Source organism: Streptomyces kunmingensis (assembly GCF_039533535.1).
GTDB lineage: Bacteria > Actinomycetota > Actinomycetes > Streptomycetales > Streptomycetaceae > Streptomyces > Streptomyces kunmingensis.
This window is the reverse complement of sequence record NZ_BAAATS010000027.1, coordinates 445616-461840: the sequence shown is the minus strand read 5'-3', so window position 1 is coordinate 461840 and position 16225 is coordinate 445616. Positions and strand designations below refer to the sequence as shown.

Here is a 16225-nt window from a genome sequence, read left to right as displayed (position 1 = left end):
GCATGGAGACCCCGTCGGACCGGCACGCCTACCCCGCCCACTGGGAGGCCGACGTGGTGCTGCGCGACGGCGGCACCGCCCGGATCAGGCCGATCACCACCGCGGACGCCGAGCGCCTGACCAGCTTCTACGAACAGGTCTCGGACGAGTCGAAGTACTACCGCTTCTTCGCGCCCTACCCACGCCTGTCCGACAAAGACGTCCACCGCTTCACCCATCACGACTACGTGGACCGCGTCGGCCTCGCCGCCACGGTCGGCGGCGAGTTCATCGCGACCGTCCGCTACGACCGGATCGATCCGCACGGACGGCCCGCCTCCGCGCCCGCCGACGAGGCCGAGGTCGCCTTCCTCGTCCAGGACGCCCATCAGGGGCGAGGCGTGGCGTCCGCTCTTCTCGAGCACATCGCCGCCGTCGCCCGGGAGCGCGGCATCCGCCGGTTCGCCGCCGAGGTGCTGCCCGCCAACACCAAGATGATCAAGGTGTTCACGGACGCCGGGTACACACAGAAGCGCAGCTTCGAGGACGGCGTGGTCCGTCTGGAGTTCGGCCTGGAGCCCACCGAGGCCTCCCTCGCGGTGCAGCGCGCCCGGGAGCAGCGCGCCGAGGCCCGCTCCGTGCAGCGGCTCCTCGCCCCCGGCTCCGTAGCCGTGATCGGCGTGGGGCGGGCGCCGGGAGGGGTCGGCCGCAGCGTTCTCGACAACCTCAAGGACGCGGGGTACACAGGTCGCCTGTATGCGGTCAACAAGGCGTTCCCCGCGGACCTGACCGAGATCGACGGCGTCCCCGCCCATCGCTGCGTACGCGACATCGACCCGGCCCACCACGTGGACCTGGCCGTCGTCGCCGTACCCGCGACCGACGTACCCGATGTCGTCGCCGAATGCGGTGCCCGCGACGTACAGGGACTGATCGTGGTCTCCGCCGGATACGCGGAGAGCGGCGCCGAAGGCCGCGAGCGCCAGCGGGAACTGATCCGGCAGGCCCGCACTTACGGGATGCGCATCATCGGACCGAACGCCTTCGGAGTCGTCAACACGGCCCTGGACGTACGGCTCAACGCCTCGCTCGCCCCCGAGATGCCACGCCCCGGCCGCATCGGCCTGTTCGCCCAGTCCGGTGCCATCGGCATCGCCCTCCTCGCACGCCTGCACCGCAGGGGCGGGGGAGTCACCGGGGCCACCGGCATCTCGACCTTCGTCTCCGCGGGCAACCGCGTCGACGTCTCCGGGAACGACGTCCTTCAGTACTGGTACGACGACCCGGACACGGACGTCGCCCTCATGTACCTCGAAACCATCGGCAACCCGCGCAAGTTCACCCGCCTCGCCCGCCGCACCGCCGAGGCCAAACCTCTTGTCGTCGTACAGGGCGCCCGGCACAGCGGCATCGCACCGACCGGGCACGCCGTACGCGCCACACGCCTCCCGTATGCCACGGTCTCCGCGCTGTTGCGCCAAGCCGGTGTCATCCGGGTGGACACGATCACCGAACTCGTCGACACGGGCCTCCTGTTGGCCCGCCAGCCGCTGCCCGCCGGTCCGCGCGTCGCCATCCTCGGCAACTCCGAATCGCTCGGCCTGCTCACCTACGACGTGTGCCTCGCCGAGGGGCTGCGCCCCAAACCGCCCCGGGACCTGACCACAGCGGCCTCCGCGGCCGACTTCCGTACCGCCCTGGACGAGGCGCTCGCCGACGACAAGACCGACGCCGTCGTCGTCACCGCGATGCCGGCCGTGGGGGAGGGACCGACCGAGGACGCGGAGCTTGCGGCCGCCCTGAGCGCTGCCGCCGCGGCCGCGCCCACCAAGCCCGTGCTCGTCGTCCACGTCGAGCTGGGCGGCCTCGCCGAGGCACTCTCCGCCGCGACGAGCACCGGGCCCAACGCCCCGGGCGCCCCCGACACCCAGACGCCCCGGCCGGCCCCCGCGACCGCCGGGAGCCCGGAGGACACTCCGCGCCTCATCCCCGCCTACCCTGCCGCCGAGCGCGCCGTCCGTGCCCTCTCCGAGGTCGTGAAGTACGCCCAGTGGCGGCGCGACGCGGCCGAGCCCGGCAAGGTGCCCGAGTACGAGGACATCGACGAGCCCGCGGCCGCCGCCCTCATCACCGAACTGCTCGCCAAGGACGACGACCCGCGCGGCGTCGACCTCGCGGCGGACGACACCCGCGATCTGCTCGCCCGCTACGGCATCGCCGTACGGCAGACGCTGCCCGCGCCCGACGCCGACAGCGCCGCCGACGCCGCGCGCTCTCTCGGCTATCCCGTCGCCCTCAAGACGACCGCCCCGCACCTGCGCCACCGCGCCGACCTCGGCGGCGTACGACTGGACCTCGCCGACGAGACGGACCTGCGGCGCGCCTACGAAGAGCTGGCCGAGCAGCTCGGCAGACCGGCCGAGCTGCGTCCCGTCGTGCAGTCGATGGCGCCGCGCGGCGTCGACACGGTCGTCCGGGCCGTCATCGACCCGGCGGCCGGGGCGGTGCTCTCCTTCGGTCTGGCCGGCGCTCCCTCCGAGCTGCTCGGCGACACCGCACACCGCCTGATCCCGGTCACCGACCAGGACGCCGGCGCGGTCGTCCGCTCGATCAAGACGTCGCCGATCCTGTTCGGCTGGCGCGGTGCCGCCCCCGTCGACACGCCTGCTCTGGAGGAGCTGCTCCAGCGCGTGTCCCGCCTCGTCGACGATCACCCCGAGGTGGTCGGCGTCACCCTCGAACCGGTCGTCGTCGCCCAGCACGGACTGACCGTGCTCGGCGCCTCCGTCCGGCTCGCTCCGCCCCCCGTCCGCGATGATCTCGGACCCCGCACACTGCCCGCCGCGTACTGACGGACACCCCTGGGAAACGCCCTCACGGAGGGTTATCCACAGGCGCAACGGCAGTCTCTTCCCGGCCTTAGGATGGACCCCATGGCCAAGACCAGTACGACGACCCAAGGGCTGCGAGCGGCGATCGAGCGCAGCGGCTACTACCCGGCCCTCGTGGCCGAGGCGGTGGAGGCCGCGGTCGGCGGAGAGCCCATCGCGTCGTACCTCGTGCACCAGGAGACCACGTTCGACGCGAACGAGGTCCGTCGTCATGTCACCGTCCTGGTCCTGACCGGCACCCGCTTCATCGTCAGCCACACGGACGAGCAGGCGGCCGACACCACCTCCCCGACGCCGTACGCCACGACGTCCACGGAGTCCGTGAAGCTCGACCGGATCTCCTCGGTCGTGCTCAGCCGCGTCGTCGCCAATCCGGAGAAGTACGTCCCGGGCACGCTGCCCCGCGAGGTCGTGCTCACCATCGGCTGGGGCGCCGTCGCCCGTATCGACCTGGAGCCCGCCGCCTGCGGCGACCCCAACTGCGAGGCGGACCACGGGTACACGGGCAGCTCGACCGCGGACGACCTGAGCCTGCGCGTCAGCGAGGCGGGCGACGGACCCGAGACCGTGCGCCAGGCCCTCGCCTTCGCCCAGTCCCTCTCCGAGGCAACCGCGGACGCGGGACGCTGATGACGCAGGCCGCCTGGGACGACGTAGAGCCGCTGCCCGTCCACTCCGCGCCCGTCCCGGCGTACGGCACCGGATCGCTGGCCGATCTGCTGCCCACCCTCGGCGCCCACCTGGGCGTTCCCGGCTGCGAGGCCGCGATCCCGGAGCTCGCACCCGTGGACCGCGCCTGTGTCTTCCTCATCGACGGCCTCGGCTGGGAGCAGTTGAAGGCCCACCCGGACGAGGCGCCCTTCCTGAGCTCGCTCATAGCCTCCTCGCGCGGCGGCACCGGCCGCCCCATCACCGCCGGATACCCGGCCACCACCGCGACCTCCCTCGCCTCGGTCGGCACGGGCCTGCCGCCCGGCGCCCACGGCCTGCCGGGTTACACGGTGCGCAACCCCGCCACCGGCGAGCTGATGAACCAGCTCCGCTGGATCCCGTGGACGAAGCCGGGGACCTGGCAGCCGTACCCGACGATCTTCCAGCGCGCGCACGAGGCGGGTGTGCACACGGCGCAGGTTTCCGCCCCCGCCTTCCAGTCGACGCCCCTCACCAAGATCGCCCTCAGCGGTGGCACCTTCCACGGCCGCCTCTCCGGCGAGGACCGTATGGACCTCGCCGCCGCTCAGCTGGCCGGCGGCGACCGGTCGCTGGTGTACACGTACTACAGCGAGGTCGACGGCAAGGGGCACCGCTTCGGCGTCGACTCCGACCCCTGGCGCGGCCAGCTCATGTACGTCGACCGGCTCGCCCAGCGCCTCGCAGAGCAACTGCCGCCGCGCAGCGCCCTGTACGTGACCGCCGACCACGGCATGCTCGACATCCCCTTCGACGAGCAGTCCCGTATCGACTTCGACGACGACTGGGAACTGAGCGCGGGCGTTGCCCTCCTGGGCGGCGAAGGCCGCGCGCGCCACGTCTACGCGGTGCCGGGCGCGCAGGGCGATGTTCTGGCCGTGTGGCGTGAGGTCCTCGGTGAGCAGTTCTGGATCGCGAGCCGCGACGAGGCGATCGACGCGGGCTGGTTCGGCCCCCAGGTCGATCAGCGGGTCCGCGACCGGCTCGGGGACGTCATCGCCGCCGCCCGCGACGACGTGCTGATCACCGCTTCGCGCAGCGAGCCGAAGGAGTCCCTGATGGTCGGCAACCACGGCTCCATGACCCCGGCGGAACAGCTCGTACCGCTTCTCGAAGTACGCTCCTGAGACCGCGTCCCCTTCCTCCTCCCGTCACGCGAAAGGTGCTCGACTCCCCATGCCCGAGCTGGTGTTCTTCTCCGGAACCATGGACTGCGGAAAGAGCACCCTGGCTCTGCAGATCGAGCACAACCGCTCGGCCCGCGGACTACAGGGGATGATCTTCACCCGGGACGACCGGGCGGGCGCCGGAAAGCTCTCCTCGCGCCTCGGCCTGGTCACCGACGCCGTGGAGGTCGCCGACGACCTCGACGTGTACGCGTATGTCGTCGACCGTCTCTCGCAGGGCGGCAAGGTGGACTACGTGATCGCGGACGAGGCACAGTTCCTCGCGCCCGGGCAGATCGACCAGCTCGCGCGTGTCGTCGACGACCTCGACCTCGACGTCTTCGCCTTCGGCATCACCACCGACTTCCGCTCCAAGCTGTTCCCCGGCTCACAGCGTCTGGTCGAACTCGCGGACCGCGTCGAGGTGTTGCAGGTCGAGGCGTTGTGCTGGTGCGGTGCGCGCGCCACGCACAACGCGCGCACCATCAACGGCGAGATGGTCGTCGAGGGCGCCCAGGTCGTCGTCGGCGACGTCAACCACGCCGAGGACGAGATCGGCTACGAGGTGTTGTGCAGGCGGCATCACCGCAAGCGCACGACCAGTGCGACGGCGCACGCCGGGACCCTGTCACCCGATGTGCTTCCCGTCGCGTAGTCACGACGGCGCCGACGTCACCAGCGCGAACTGAGCCCCTTCGGGATCCGCCACCGTCGCCACCCGGCCCCGGGCGCCGTCCCGTGCGGCCTTGACGGCGTGACCGCCCAGGTCGGCAACCCGCTCCACGGCCTCGTCCACGTCCGTGACCTCGAAGTACGTCATCCAGTGCGATCCCCGGTCGGGCGGCAGCGCGTGCCCGACGCCGTGCACGGAAGCCACCGGACGGTTCTCGAGGAGCAGCGTCAGGCAGTCGAAATCCGCGGAGACGACGGCCTCCTCGGTGTAGCCGAAGACCATCTGGTAGAACTTCGCGACGCTCGCGGTCTCCCGCGTCACCAGCTCGTTCCACGCCACCGCCCCCGGTACGCCGGTCACCGCCATGCCCAGATGCTCCGCCGCCTGCCAGACGCCGAACACCGCGCCCGACGGATCGGAGCCGATGGCCATCCTTCCCGCCTCTCCGGCGTCCAGCGGGCCGACGCCCACCGTGCCGCCGCAGTGCCGCACCGTAGCGGCCGTCGCGTCCACATCGTCCGAGGCCAGATAGGGGGTCCAGGCGATCGGCAGTTGACGCTCGGACGGCAGCAGGCCGATGCCGGCCACCTCCTTGCCGTCGAGGAGCGCCCGCGCGTACGGGCCGAGCTGCCCCGGCCCCGGCCTGAACTCCCAGCCGAACAGTGCTCCGTAGAACTCCTGGGTCGCGGCCATGTCGTGCACCATCAGGCTCACCCAGCAGGGTGTTCCCGGCGCGCGCCCGGCTGCTGCCTCGGTCATCGTCACTCTCTCCTCGGAGCGGACCCCTCAGGGCCCGCGATCGGAACCACATGTCGAAAACCCACATGTCGGAACTCACGTGTCGGGAACCCACGTGTCGCACCACGCTCGTGCTGATGGTGGCACTCCGTGCCGCGCGGCGCTCCCTGGCCGCGCCGAATCCGTCGGGCTCCGCACAGAGGATGCCCGAAACGGTGTTTCTGGGGCGTTTCCGCGCCACGACCCGCCCGTGTCCGGCCGGATGACGCTCGGTAGTCGATCGAGCACGCTATCCGAACGTGGGCCCTCGGGCCAGACCATGAGCAAGGATGACCCTCATGAATGCCATCATCACCGCATCTGAACTCGCGAGCGAGCTGGCGGGCCAGGAGCCGCCCGTGCTGCTCGACATCCGCTGGCAGCTCAGCACCGCGAAGTCCGCGGGGGAACCCGCGTTCGACGGCCGTGCCGAGTACGTCGCGGGCCATCTCCCCGGCGCGGTCTTCGTCGACCTCGACGCGGAACTCGCGGGCCACGCGGGTGCGGGCGGCGGCCGGCACCCCATGCCCGATCTGGCCGATTTCGGTGCGGCGATGCGCGCGGCGGGCGTCTCGGCCGACCGCGACGTCGTCGTGTACGACGGCGGACAGGGCTGGGCCGCGGCGCGCGCCTGGTGGCTGCTGCGCTGGACGGGGCACCCGTCCGTGCGGGTCCTCGACGGCGGCCTCGCCACCTGGGACGGCCCCCTCGAGACCGGTGCCGTCACGCCGGAACCCGGCACCTTCACCCCTGCACCGGGTGCCACGGGCCTCCTGGACGCCTCTGCCGCCGCCGCTCTGGCCCGGTCCGGCCTTCTCCTGGACGCGCGCGCCGCCGAGCGCTATCGCGGCGATGTGGAGCCCATCGACCGCGTCGGCGGCCACATCCCGGGTGCCGTCTCCGCGCCGACCACGGAGAACGTCGCCGCGGACGGCCGCTTCCGTCCGGCCGCCGAACTCGCCGGGCGTTTCACATCCCTTGGCGCGACCGGCGATCCGGGCCAGGTCGGTGTCTACTGCGGCTCGGGCGTCTCCGGCGCCCACGAGGTCCTGGCGCTCGCGGTGGCAGGCATCGACGCGCAGCTGTACGTCGGCTCGTGGTCGGAGTGGTCCGCGGACGAGTCCCGCCCGGTGGCGACGGGACCGGACCCGCAGTAACCGCTCGCCTGTACGTGAAGGGGCCCGCGCCGACGGATCGGCGCGGGCCCCTTCACGTAGGAGCGGTGCTCAGTCCTGCTTCTTGCGGCGCGTGCCGAAGACGATCTCGTCCCAGCTCGGCACCGCGGCCCGGCGCCCGGGACGCACCCCGTCGGCCTCGGCCTGACGGTCGGTGGTGCCCGTGAGACGGTCCCGGTGGCCCGCGACGCTGCGTGGCATGAGGACGTCCGCGTACGCGGATCCGGCCCCGGCCGACGCGGCGGGCGCCTGGGGCTCCTCCAGCTCGGCGGCGACGAGCGGCTCCGGCTCCTCCTGCGGCGGTTCGGGCGCCGTCGTCGGACGGTCGGGCACCACGATGTCGCCGCGGTAGCTGGGCACGGCCTCCAGGAGGCTGGTCAGCGAGTCGCGCTCCGAGGAGGACGCGATCGCCGGCAGGTTCTCCTCGGCGGGCGGCTCCGGCGGCGGCACCGGGCGCTCCAACTGCCGGTCCAGGGCGCGGTCCAGCGGGCGGTCGAGGGCGCGATCGAGCGGACGGTCCCTGGGTAGCCGGGCGATGCGCGGCACGAAGGGGAACGTGGGTTCGGGCGTACCGATGTCGTCGGACTCGCCGATCAGCGAGCGCGCCTCGTCGTCGACGGCCTGGACGAGCCTGCGGGGCGGGTCGTACGTCCAGCTCGCCGAGTGCGGTTCGCCCGCGACCCGGTAGACGAGCAGGACTTCCCAGGTGCCGTCGTCGCGGCGCCAGGAGTCCCATTGGACGGTTTCCTTGTCGGCGCCGCGCAGCAGGAGCCGCTCCTGCACCGCTTCACCGAGCTGCGGCCCGGCGTTCTCGCCGGGGCGGCGCACGGGGGTCTTCCTGGCCCGCTCGGCCATGAAGGCGCGCTCCGCGAGCACGGGGCCCTCGAAGCGGCGCACCCGGTCCACCGGGATGCCCGCGAACTGGGCGACCTCCTCGGCGGAGGCGCCTGCCCGTATACGCGCCTGGATGTCGCGAGGGCGGAGGTGGCTCTCCACCTCGATCTCGATCTGGCCGAGACGCGGACGATCGCCGCGCACGGCGGCCCGGAGGCGCTCGTCGATCGGAAGCGTGTACTCCGTGCTGTCCGCAGCCTTCAGCACCAGCCGTGTGCCGTCGTTAGAGACGGCCACGACACGCAGTTCGGGCATGGGGACCTCCCGGGTGGTGCCTGCCGACGTCACGTGCGTCGCTGCTTCCGCTAGTCGAGTGTGGCCTGCCCGGGTGCAGCCTGCCACAACCTTGCCGAGTTGCCCGGCGTGTCGGGCAACGACCCGAGAGCGCCGTTATGGCACGGTTACCTGTTCGCAACGCTAAGTGACCGAAGTCGTCACCCTGTGCAACGAGCCCCCTCTCGGCGGTCCTGGAAGGCCCCGGACACCCCTGGCGGGAGACCGGACCCAGGGCTCGCAACAGTACTCCATTCGGGCCACCCACGTGGATCGGCTCGCCACCGAACTTCTCACGGGGGGCGGGAGTTGAGCGCGGAGCGCCCCCGGCGCGTGCCCGATTCGCGATGGATGCGCGTGGCGTGCTTCACGGAATCTCCAGAAGTGGAACTAGAGGCTTCGGCCATACGTCCCTTTCTCATGCGGCACAGGAAGTTCGCGTAGCCTCGGGAGCTTCGCCGTGAAATGGCTGATATGCCGAGAAGGTGGGAAAGGCAGGTAAGGAACGGAAATGGGCGTGACGCCGGACAACTCCCAGGACGAGCAGAGCAGGCCCAAGGGGAAGAAGCGGGTGGATCTGAGCGTGCCTCAGGTGGCGGGCAGCGCCGTCGCCGCTGTCGTGGCCGCGAAGCTCGCCTCCAGTTTCGGCGTCTACGGGACGATCCTGGGCGCGGGCGTGGTCAGCGCCATCGCCACCTGCGGCGGCACCGTCTTCCAGCACTTCTTCAGCCGTACCGGTGAGCAGATACGTGACGCCGCGGTGCAGACGAAGCCGAAGGGGCGGCGAATACCGGTCACGGCTGAGGGCCGTCCCGTACCGCGCACCTTCCGCTCGGACGAGTCCATGGACGCCACCACGGGCGCGCGGGCCACAGGGACCCTGGGCGTCACAAAGATCGCGGGCGTCACGAAGGCCGTAGGCGCGCTGCCGACGACCACGACGTGGGGGACGCCGTCGGCGGCCGACGCCGAGGCGACGACGGTGCTGCCGCAGAGCCCGGCCGACGACGACATGACCCAGGTGCTGGACACCGGCGCGGTCGCCGATCTATGGCCGGACGAAGCCGCCGAGACCCAGCTTCTCGGCACGGCCGATCCGGAGAAGACGCAGCTGCTCAGGGCCGGCGCGGTCGACGACGCCACCCGGATGCTGCGGCCCGCGACGGAGCTGCCGCACCAGCCGGCGCCGGCGGAGGGGGGCGAGGAGGACTTCACCGACGGGACCGTGCACAGGGCCCGCGTCAAGCGCTGGAAACGGCCGCTGATCGCCGCCGCCGTCGTCTTCGGCGTGACCATGGGCGGCATCACGACCTACGAGATCGTCGCCGGGCACAGCTTCAGCGGTGACAGCGGCAGCACCACGTTCCGGGACGCCTTCAGCGGCCACAAATCCTCCGGCGACAGCGACCCCGCCCCCAGCACGCCGGAGCCCTCCGACGACAGCAGCACCGCGTCCGACAGCGACTCGCGGCAGAACGGCGACGACTCGTCCACGGACGGGAATACGACGCCCAGCCCGACGCCGAGCGACAGCAACGGGTCGGACACCGGTTCGGACACCGGCTCCGACTCGGACGCGGACAACGGCTCGGACAGCGGTTCGGATACGGGCGACGGCAAGACGACGCCGACCCCGACGCCCACGCCGACCCCCTCGGGAAGCTCGGGCGCGGGAACCGGGTCGGGCGCCGACTCCGGCCGGCAGAGCCCCACCGAACAGCCGTGAGCAGCCGTGATCAGTCGCCGAGGATCCGCCGCAGATAGGCGTTGCCGAAGAGCCGGTCCGGGTCCAGGCGGTCGCGCAGCCGCGTGAACTCACCGAAGCGCGGATAGGCCGCCGCGAAGTACTCGGCGTCGCGCGTGTGCACCTTGCCCCAGTGCGGACGCCCCTCGTGGGCGGTGAAGATCTGCTCGGCGGCCGTGAAGTACCGCTGGTACGGGGTGCCCTTGTACATGTGGACCGCGATGTAGGCGCTGTCGCGGCCGGACGCCGTGGACAGCGTGATGTCGTCGGCGGGGGCGGTGCGGACCTCCACCGGGAAGCTGATGCGCAGGTTCGAGCGGTCCACCATGGCCTTCAGCTCGCGCAGCGTCTCCACGAGAGCCGCGCGCGGAACGGCGTACTCCATTTCTACGAAGCGGACCCGGCGCGGAGATGTGAAGACCTTGTAGGGGATGTCGGTGTACGTCCGTGCGGACAGCGCCTTGCTGGAGATCTTGGCGATCGCCGGGATCGTGGCGGGCACCGCCCGGCCGAGCGTATTGACCACCTGGAACAGGCCGTTGGAGAGCACCTCGTCGTCGACGAAGCCGCTGAACCGGGACACCGGGGCCTCGGGCCCGGCGCTGCGGTTGTTGCGCTTGGTGTTGCAGTTGCCGGTGTGCGGGAACCAGTAGAACTCGAAGTGCTCGTTCTCGGCGTACAGCTCGTCGAAGTCGGCGGTGACCCGGTCGAAGCTCATCGGCTCCTCCCGCGCGGTGAGCAGGAAGAGCGGCTCCACGGCGAAGGTGAGGGCCGTGATGACGCCGAGCGCGCCCAGGCCGATACGGGCGGCCGCGAAGACCTCCGGGTTCTCCTTCTCGGAGCACGTGAGGAGCTCGCCGCTCGCCGTCACCAGCTCGAGGCCCTTGATCTGCGCGGCGATGGAGGCGGAGTCGCGGCCCGTGCCGTGCGTGCCGGTGCTGGTGGCGCCGGAGACGGTCTGCTCCATGATGTCGCCCATGTTCGTGAGCGACAGACCCTCACGGGCCAGAGCCAGGTTGAGCCGCTTGAGCGGGGTGCCGGCCTCCACCGTGACCGTCCCGTTGGCGCGGTCGATGTCCCGGATGCCGGTCAGCAGCTGAGGACGTATCAGCACACCGTCGGTGGCGGCGGCCGCCGTGAAGGAGTGGCCCGTGCCGACGGCCTTCACCTTCAGGCCGTCCTCCGCCGCTTTGCGTACGGCCGCGGACAGCTCCTCCACGGAGGCGGGCGTCACCTCCCGTACGGGACGTGCGGTGACGTTCCCCGCCCAGTTACGCCACGCTTCGCCGCTCTTCGTGCCGGTGGCCGTCTGCGCCGTGCTCATCGGTAGTTCCTCCCCGCCGCGGAACCGGCTGCTTCAGCCGGCGGTAGCCGAGGAACGCGACCACGACCGCGACGGCGCCGGCGACTCCCGGCACCCCGTACCCGGCCTTCGCACCGGCGGCGTCGATCACCCAGCCGGCCACGGAGGAGCCGAGCGCGACCCCGACCGCGAGTCCGGTGCTCACCCAGGTCATGCCCTCGGTCAGTTTCGCGCGTGGTACGTGCTGCTCGACGAGGGCCATCGTCGTGATCATCGTCGGTGCGATGGACAGGCCCGCAACGAAGAGCGCCACGGCCAGAAACGACAGGTTCCCGACCAGTTGGAGGGGGATCATACTCAGGCCCATCGCGACGACCCCCACCAGCCACCTGCGCGCGGGCGCCCCCTTGAAGTGCAGCAGGCCGAACACGGCGCCCGCGACACAGGACCCGGACGCGTACACGGCGAGCACCACACTGGCCAGGGACTTGTGCCCCTGGTCCTCCGCGAAGGCCACCGTCACCACGTCGACCGCCCCGAAGATCGCGCCCGTCGCCACGAACGTGGCCACCAGAACCTGCAACCCACGCGCGCGGAGCGCCGACCCGCCGCCGTGCTGCTCACGCGAGTGCGGCGCCGGTTCGGTGGCCCGCTGTCCGGTCAGCCAGAAGACGCCCACCGCGAGGAAACAGCCCGCAAGGAGGGGCCCGGCCTCCGGGAACCATGCCGTGGACAGACCGATCGAGATGATCGGCCCGAAGATGAAGCACACCTCGTCGATCACGGACTCGAACGAGTACGCCGTGTGCAACTGCCGAGGGGTGTCCCGGTACAGGACCGCCCACCGCGCGCGGATCATCGAACCGACGCTCGGCACGCACCCGATGAACGCGGCACACAGGAACAGCGTCCAGTCCGCGGCCTCGTACTTCGCGCACAGCAGCATCCCGCTGACCGCGGCGAGCGAGACCAGCGTGGCCGGACGCAGCACCCGCCGCTGGCCGTACCGGTCGACCAGGCGGGAGATCTGCGGCCCGATCGCCGCGGCGGACAGGGCCACCGTCGCCGACAGGGCGCCCGCGAGCCCATAGCGCCCGGTCAGTTGCGAGACCATGGTGACGATCCCGATGCCCATCATCGACAGGGGCATCCGGCCCAGGAACCCGGCCACCGAGAAGCTCTTGGTGCCGGGCAGGGCGAATATGGCGCGGTAGGGGCTGGGCAACGGGACTCCGGCGGACGTGAAAGGCAGACGTAAGGGGTAAGTCGCATATGCGACCGATACAGCTTACGCGTGTCATGAGTCGGTCGGCATGGCAGTTTTCCGCCTGTCAGTGGCGGGTGGCAGGATCGAACACATGCCAGACGCGCACGCTGCCAGCCTTGATGCCCACCCCTACGACGCCCTGCTGCTGCTCTCCTTCGGCGGCCCCGAGGGGCCCGACGACGTCGTCCCGTTCCTGGAGAACGTGACGCGGGGCCGCGGCATCCCCAAGGAGCGGCTCAAGGAAGTCGGTCAGCACTACTTCCTGTTCGGCGGGGTCAGCCCGATCAACGACCAGAACCGTGCGCTGCTCGACGCCCTGCGCAAGGATTTCGCCGAGCACGGCCTGGACCTGCCGGTCTACTGGGGCAACAGGAACTGGGCGCCGTACCTGACCGACACCCTGCGCGAGATGGTCACCGACGGGCACCGCCGCATCCTCGTACTCGCCACCAGCGCGTACGCCTCGTACTCGGGCTGCCGCCAGTACCGCGAGAACCTCGCGGAGTCGCTGGCCGCCCTCGCGGCCGAGGGCCTGGAGCTGCCGAAGATCGACAAGCTGCGCCACTACTTCAACCACCCCGGCTTCGTCCGGCCCATGGTCGACGGGGTCCTGAAGTCCCTCGCCGACCTCCCCGAGGACGTACGGGACGGCGCCCACATCGCGTTCAGCACGCACTCCATCCCGACCACGGCGGCCGACACCTCGGGCCCCCTGGAGGACCACGGCGACGGTGGCGCGTACGTGAAGCAGCACCTGGACGTGGCCCGGCTGATCGCCGACGCCGTGCGTGAGGAGACCGGCGTCGACCACCCCTGGCAGCTCGTCTACCAGTCGCGCTCCGGCGCCCCGCACATCCCGTGGCTGGAGCCCGACATCTGCGACCACCTGGAGGAGCGGCACGCCGCCGGGGTGCCCGCAGTCGTCATGGCCCCCATCGGGTTCGTCTCGGACCACATGGAGGTCCTGTACGACCTCGACACCGAGGCCACGGACAAGGCGGCGGAGCTTGGCCTGCCGGTACGCCGCTCGGCGACCGTGGGCGCGGACCCGCGCTTCGCCGCCGCCGTAAGGGAGTTGATCCTGGAGCGAGCCGCAGATGAGAGCGGCAGGAACGTCACGCCGTGCGCCCTGGGAGCGCTCGGCCCGAGCCACGACCTGTGTCCGGTGGGCTGCTGCCCGGCCCGTGCCCCCAAGCCCGCCGCCGCGGGCGCCGACAGCCCGTACGCGTAAGGACGTTGACGTGACCGACCTCAAGGCCGAACTCCTCGAAGTCGCCCTGGAAGCGGCCGCCCGCGCGGGCGCCTTCCTGCGCGACGGGCGCCCCGCCGACCTCGGCGTCGCCGCCACCAAGACCAGCGCGGTCGACGTGGTCACCGAGATGGACATCGCGTCCGAGAAGCTCATCACGGACTTCCTGGCCGAGCGCCGCCCGGACGACGGCGTGCTCGGTGAGGAAGGCGCGTCCAGCGAGGGCACCAGCGGCGTCCAGTGGGTGATCGACCCCATCGACGGGACCGTGAACTACCTGTACGGGCGCCCCGATTGGTCCGTCTCCATCGCGGCCCGCAAGGACGGCGAGACGCTGATCGGCGTCGTCGCGGCGCCGATGCGCGGCGAGACCTACCGCGCCGTCCTGGGGGAGGGCGCCCACGTGAACGACCGGCCCACCCACGCGCGCGTGGCACCCCCCTTCGCGCAGGCCCTGGTCGGCACCGGCTTCGGCTACCTGGAGACGCGGCGGGCCCATCAGGCCGATGTCGTACGGGAGTTGGTGCCCCGGGTGCGTGACATCCGGCGCGGGGGCTCGGCCGCGATCGACCTCTGTGACGTCGCGCTCGGCCGCCTGGACGCGTATTACGAACGCGGCCTGAACCCCTGGGACTACGCGGCCGGCGACCTCATCGCGCGTGAGGCGGGCGCCCTGACCGGAGGCCGCCCGGGCGAGCCCGTGTCGCCGGAGCTGACGATCGCCGCGCCGCCCGGCCTCTTCGAGCCACTGCAGAACTGGCTCGAAGAGCTTGGCGCCTGGCACGACTGACGGGGCCCCGCCCCCGCCCGCCCGCACACGACGAAGGGCCCCGGCGCCTGCCTGGATCGGACCAGGCGCCGGGGCCCTTCGCTGTGTCTGTTCGGACGGATGCCGGACGAACGCCGGGCGGATGTGGAACGGATGCCGGACGGTGCCGGACGGCGGGCACAGGGCCGTCTGACGGCCGTCAGGCGGTGGTCAGGCCGTGGTCAGGCGCTCGTGGCGTGAATCTCCACGCCGTGCTCGGCGGCGAGACGGTGAAGGTCGTCCAGCTCGCCTTGCTCGACCTCGGCAAGGAAGTCGTCGCCGGTCTCGCGCGCCAGCGTCAGGTCGGACTCGGCCGCCTTTATGCGCTGCAGCAGTCCTGCGGTGAAAGCGTCCATGGTTGCGCCCCCTCGTCCTGGGTCGTGGGTCGGTGGCACGGGGGTGTGCCCTGTGGAAGGGGCGATCACGACTCGAGCCGCCCTGGATAAGCAGCTCGTGGCACGCCACATACAAAGCGTGATCGCGGGTGTAAACCCGTCCTCCCCCCGCTCCCTTCCGCGGAAACCTCAACCCCCGGAGAAAAACCGGCATTCCCCCTCCGCCCCGCCGCCTTACAGCCGGTTTATGGCCGAAAGGGGCAGGATGGAGGCTCACATCCCATGAAACGGACCCTGCCCGCGTGCGCTCGAACCTGCCCGCGGGTGGCCAGAGGAAGGACAGCGACGTGCGCGTACTCGTCGTCGAGGACGAGCAACTGCTCGCCGATGCGGTGGCCACCGGACTGCGCCGGGAGGCCATGGCCGTCGACGTCGTGTACGACGGTGCGGCCGCCCTCGAGCGCATCGGCGTCAACGACTACGACGTGGTCGTGCTCGACCGGGACCTCCCGCTCGTGCACGGTGACGACGTCGCCCGCAAGATCGTCGAGCTGGGCATGCCCACCCGCATCCTGATGCTGACCGCCTCCGGCGACGTCAGCGACCGCGTCGAGGGCCTGGAGCTGGGCGCCGACGACTACCTCCCCAAGCCCTTCGCGTTCAGCGAGCTGACGGCCCGCGTCCGCGCCCTCGGACGCCGTACGAGCGTGCCCCTGCCGCCCGTCCTGGAGCGCGCCGGGATCAAACTCGACCCGAACCGGCGCGAGGTGTTCCGGGACGGCAAGGAGATCCAGCTCGCGCCCAAGGAGTTCGCCGTCCTCGAGGTGCTGCTGCGCAGCGAGGGCGCCGTCGTCTCCGCCGAGCAGCTCCTGGAGAAGGCCTGGGACGAGAACACGGACCCGTTCACGAACGTCGTGCGCGTCACCGTGATGACCCTGCGCCGCAAGCTGGGCGAACCCGCGGTCATCGTCACCGTGCCCGGCTCCGGCTACCGGATCTGA

At 71.4% G+C, this 16225-nt stretch carries 14 protein-coding genes; 9 read left to right on the top strand and 5 right to left on the bottom strand.

The genetic code is table 11. The features are described 5' to 3' along the window. Positions 1–2 precede the first annotated feature (2 nt). The 4 genes from ABD366_RS30360 (at position 3) to ABD366_RS30345 (ending at position 5381) form a co-directional block, all read left to right on the top strand. A complete protein-coding gene (locus ABD366_RS30360; RefSeq protein ID WP_324769150.1) occupies positions 3–2831 on the top strand; it encodes a bifunctional acetate--CoA ligase family protein/GNAT family N-acetyltransferase in 2829 nt (942 codons plus the stop codon). 81 nt (positions 2832–2912) lie between these two features. Continuing rightward, positions 2913–3500 (top strand): DUF5998 family protein, encoded by a 588-nt coding sequence (locus tag ABD366_RS30355; RefSeq protein ID WP_324769151.1) that lies wholly within the window; start codon positions 2913–2915, stop codon positions 3498–3500. Then, entirely contained in the window at positions 3500–4687 is a 1188-nt protein-coding gene (locus tag ABD366_RS30350) for an alkaline phosphatase family protein (RefSeq protein ID WP_324769152.1), read from the top strand. The genes ABD366_RS30355 and ABD366_RS30350 overlap by 1 nt, the downstream gene beginning before the upstream one ends. Positions 4688–4736: 49 nt before the next feature. Then, positions 4737–5381, top strand: a complete 645-nt coding sequence (locus tag ABD366_RS30345; RefSeq protein ID WP_324769153.1) for a thymidine kinase — start codon at positions 4737–4739, stop codon at positions 5379–5381. On the opposite strand, the gene ABD366_RS30340 is transcribed toward ABD366_RS30345, so the two are convergent. Further along, on the bottom strand, positions 5382–6158 hold the full coding sequence (locus ABD366_RS30340; protein ID WP_324769154.1) for a VOC family protein: 777 nt from the start codon (positions 6156–6158) through the stop codon (positions 5382–5384). A 317-nt stretch (positions 6159–6475) separates the two neighbouring features. Here ABD366_RS30340 and ABD366_RS30335 point away from each other — a divergent pair, with 317 nt between their 5' ends. Next, positions 6476–7333, top strand: a complete 858-nt coding sequence (locus ABD366_RS30335) for a sulfurtransferase (protein ID WP_324769155.1) — start codon at positions 6476–6478, stop codon at positions 7331–7333. Positions 7334–7402: 69 nt separating this feature from the next. Here the strand turns inward: ABD366_RS30335 and sepH are convergent, their stop codons facing one another. Next, a complete protein-coding gene (sepH, locus tag ABD366_RS30330) occupies positions 7403–8500 on the bottom strand; it encodes a septation protein SepH (protein WP_324769156.1) in 1098 nt (365 codons plus the stop codon). Positions 8501–9029: 529 nt separating this feature from the next. Here sepH and ABD366_RS30325 point away from each other — a divergent pair. Further along, a complete protein-coding gene (locus ABD366_RS30325) occupies positions 9030–10244 on the top strand; it encodes a hypothetical protein (protein ID WP_324769157.1) in 1215 nt (404 codons plus the stop codon). 10 nt (positions 10245–10254) lie between these two features. Here ABD366_RS30325 and ABD366_RS30320 read toward each other — a convergent pair whose 3' ends face one another. Together ABD366_RS30320 and ABD366_RS30315 are read right to left on the bottom strand one after the other, a co-directional pair. Then, entirely contained in the window at positions 10255–11586 is a 1332-nt protein-coding gene (locus ABD366_RS30320) for a D-arabinono-1,4-lactone oxidase (RefSeq protein WP_324769158.1), read from the bottom strand. Then, on the bottom strand, positions 11534–12790 hold the full coding sequence (locus tag ABD366_RS30315; protein WP_324769159.1) for an MFS transporter: 1257 nt from the start codon (positions 12788–12790) through the stop codon (positions 11534–11536). The genes ABD366_RS30320 and ABD366_RS30315 overlap by 53 nt, the downstream gene beginning before the upstream one ends. A 133-nt stretch (positions 12791–12923) precedes the next feature. Between ABD366_RS30315 and ABD366_RS30310 the strand changes: the two genes are divergently transcribed. Further along, a complete protein-coding gene (locus tag ABD366_RS30310) occupies positions 12924–14063 on the top strand; it encodes a ferrochelatase (protein ID WP_324769160.1) in 1140 nt (379 codons plus the stop codon). Positions 14064–14073: 10 nt separating this feature from the next. After that, positions 14074–14871: an inositol monophosphatase family protein gene (locus tag ABD366_RS30305; protein WP_324769161.1), complete on the top strand. Its 798-nt coding sequence runs from the start codon at positions 14074–14076 to the stop codon at positions 14869–14871. A 200-nt stretch (positions 14872–15071) separates the two neighbouring features. Here ABD366_RS30305 and ABD366_RS30300 read toward each other — a convergent pair whose 3' ends face one another. After that, entirely contained in the window at positions 15072–15245 is a 174-nt protein-coding gene (locus ABD366_RS30300; protein ID WP_324769162.1) for a hypothetical protein, read from the bottom strand. 326 nt (positions 15246–15571) lie between these two features. Between ABD366_RS30300 and ABD366_RS30295 the strand changes: the two genes are divergently transcribed. Further along, complete coding sequence (locus ABD366_RS30295) at positions 15572–16225, top strand: response regulator transcription factor (RefSeq protein ID WP_018535991.1); 654 nt, start codon at positions 15572–15574, stop codon at positions 16223–16225.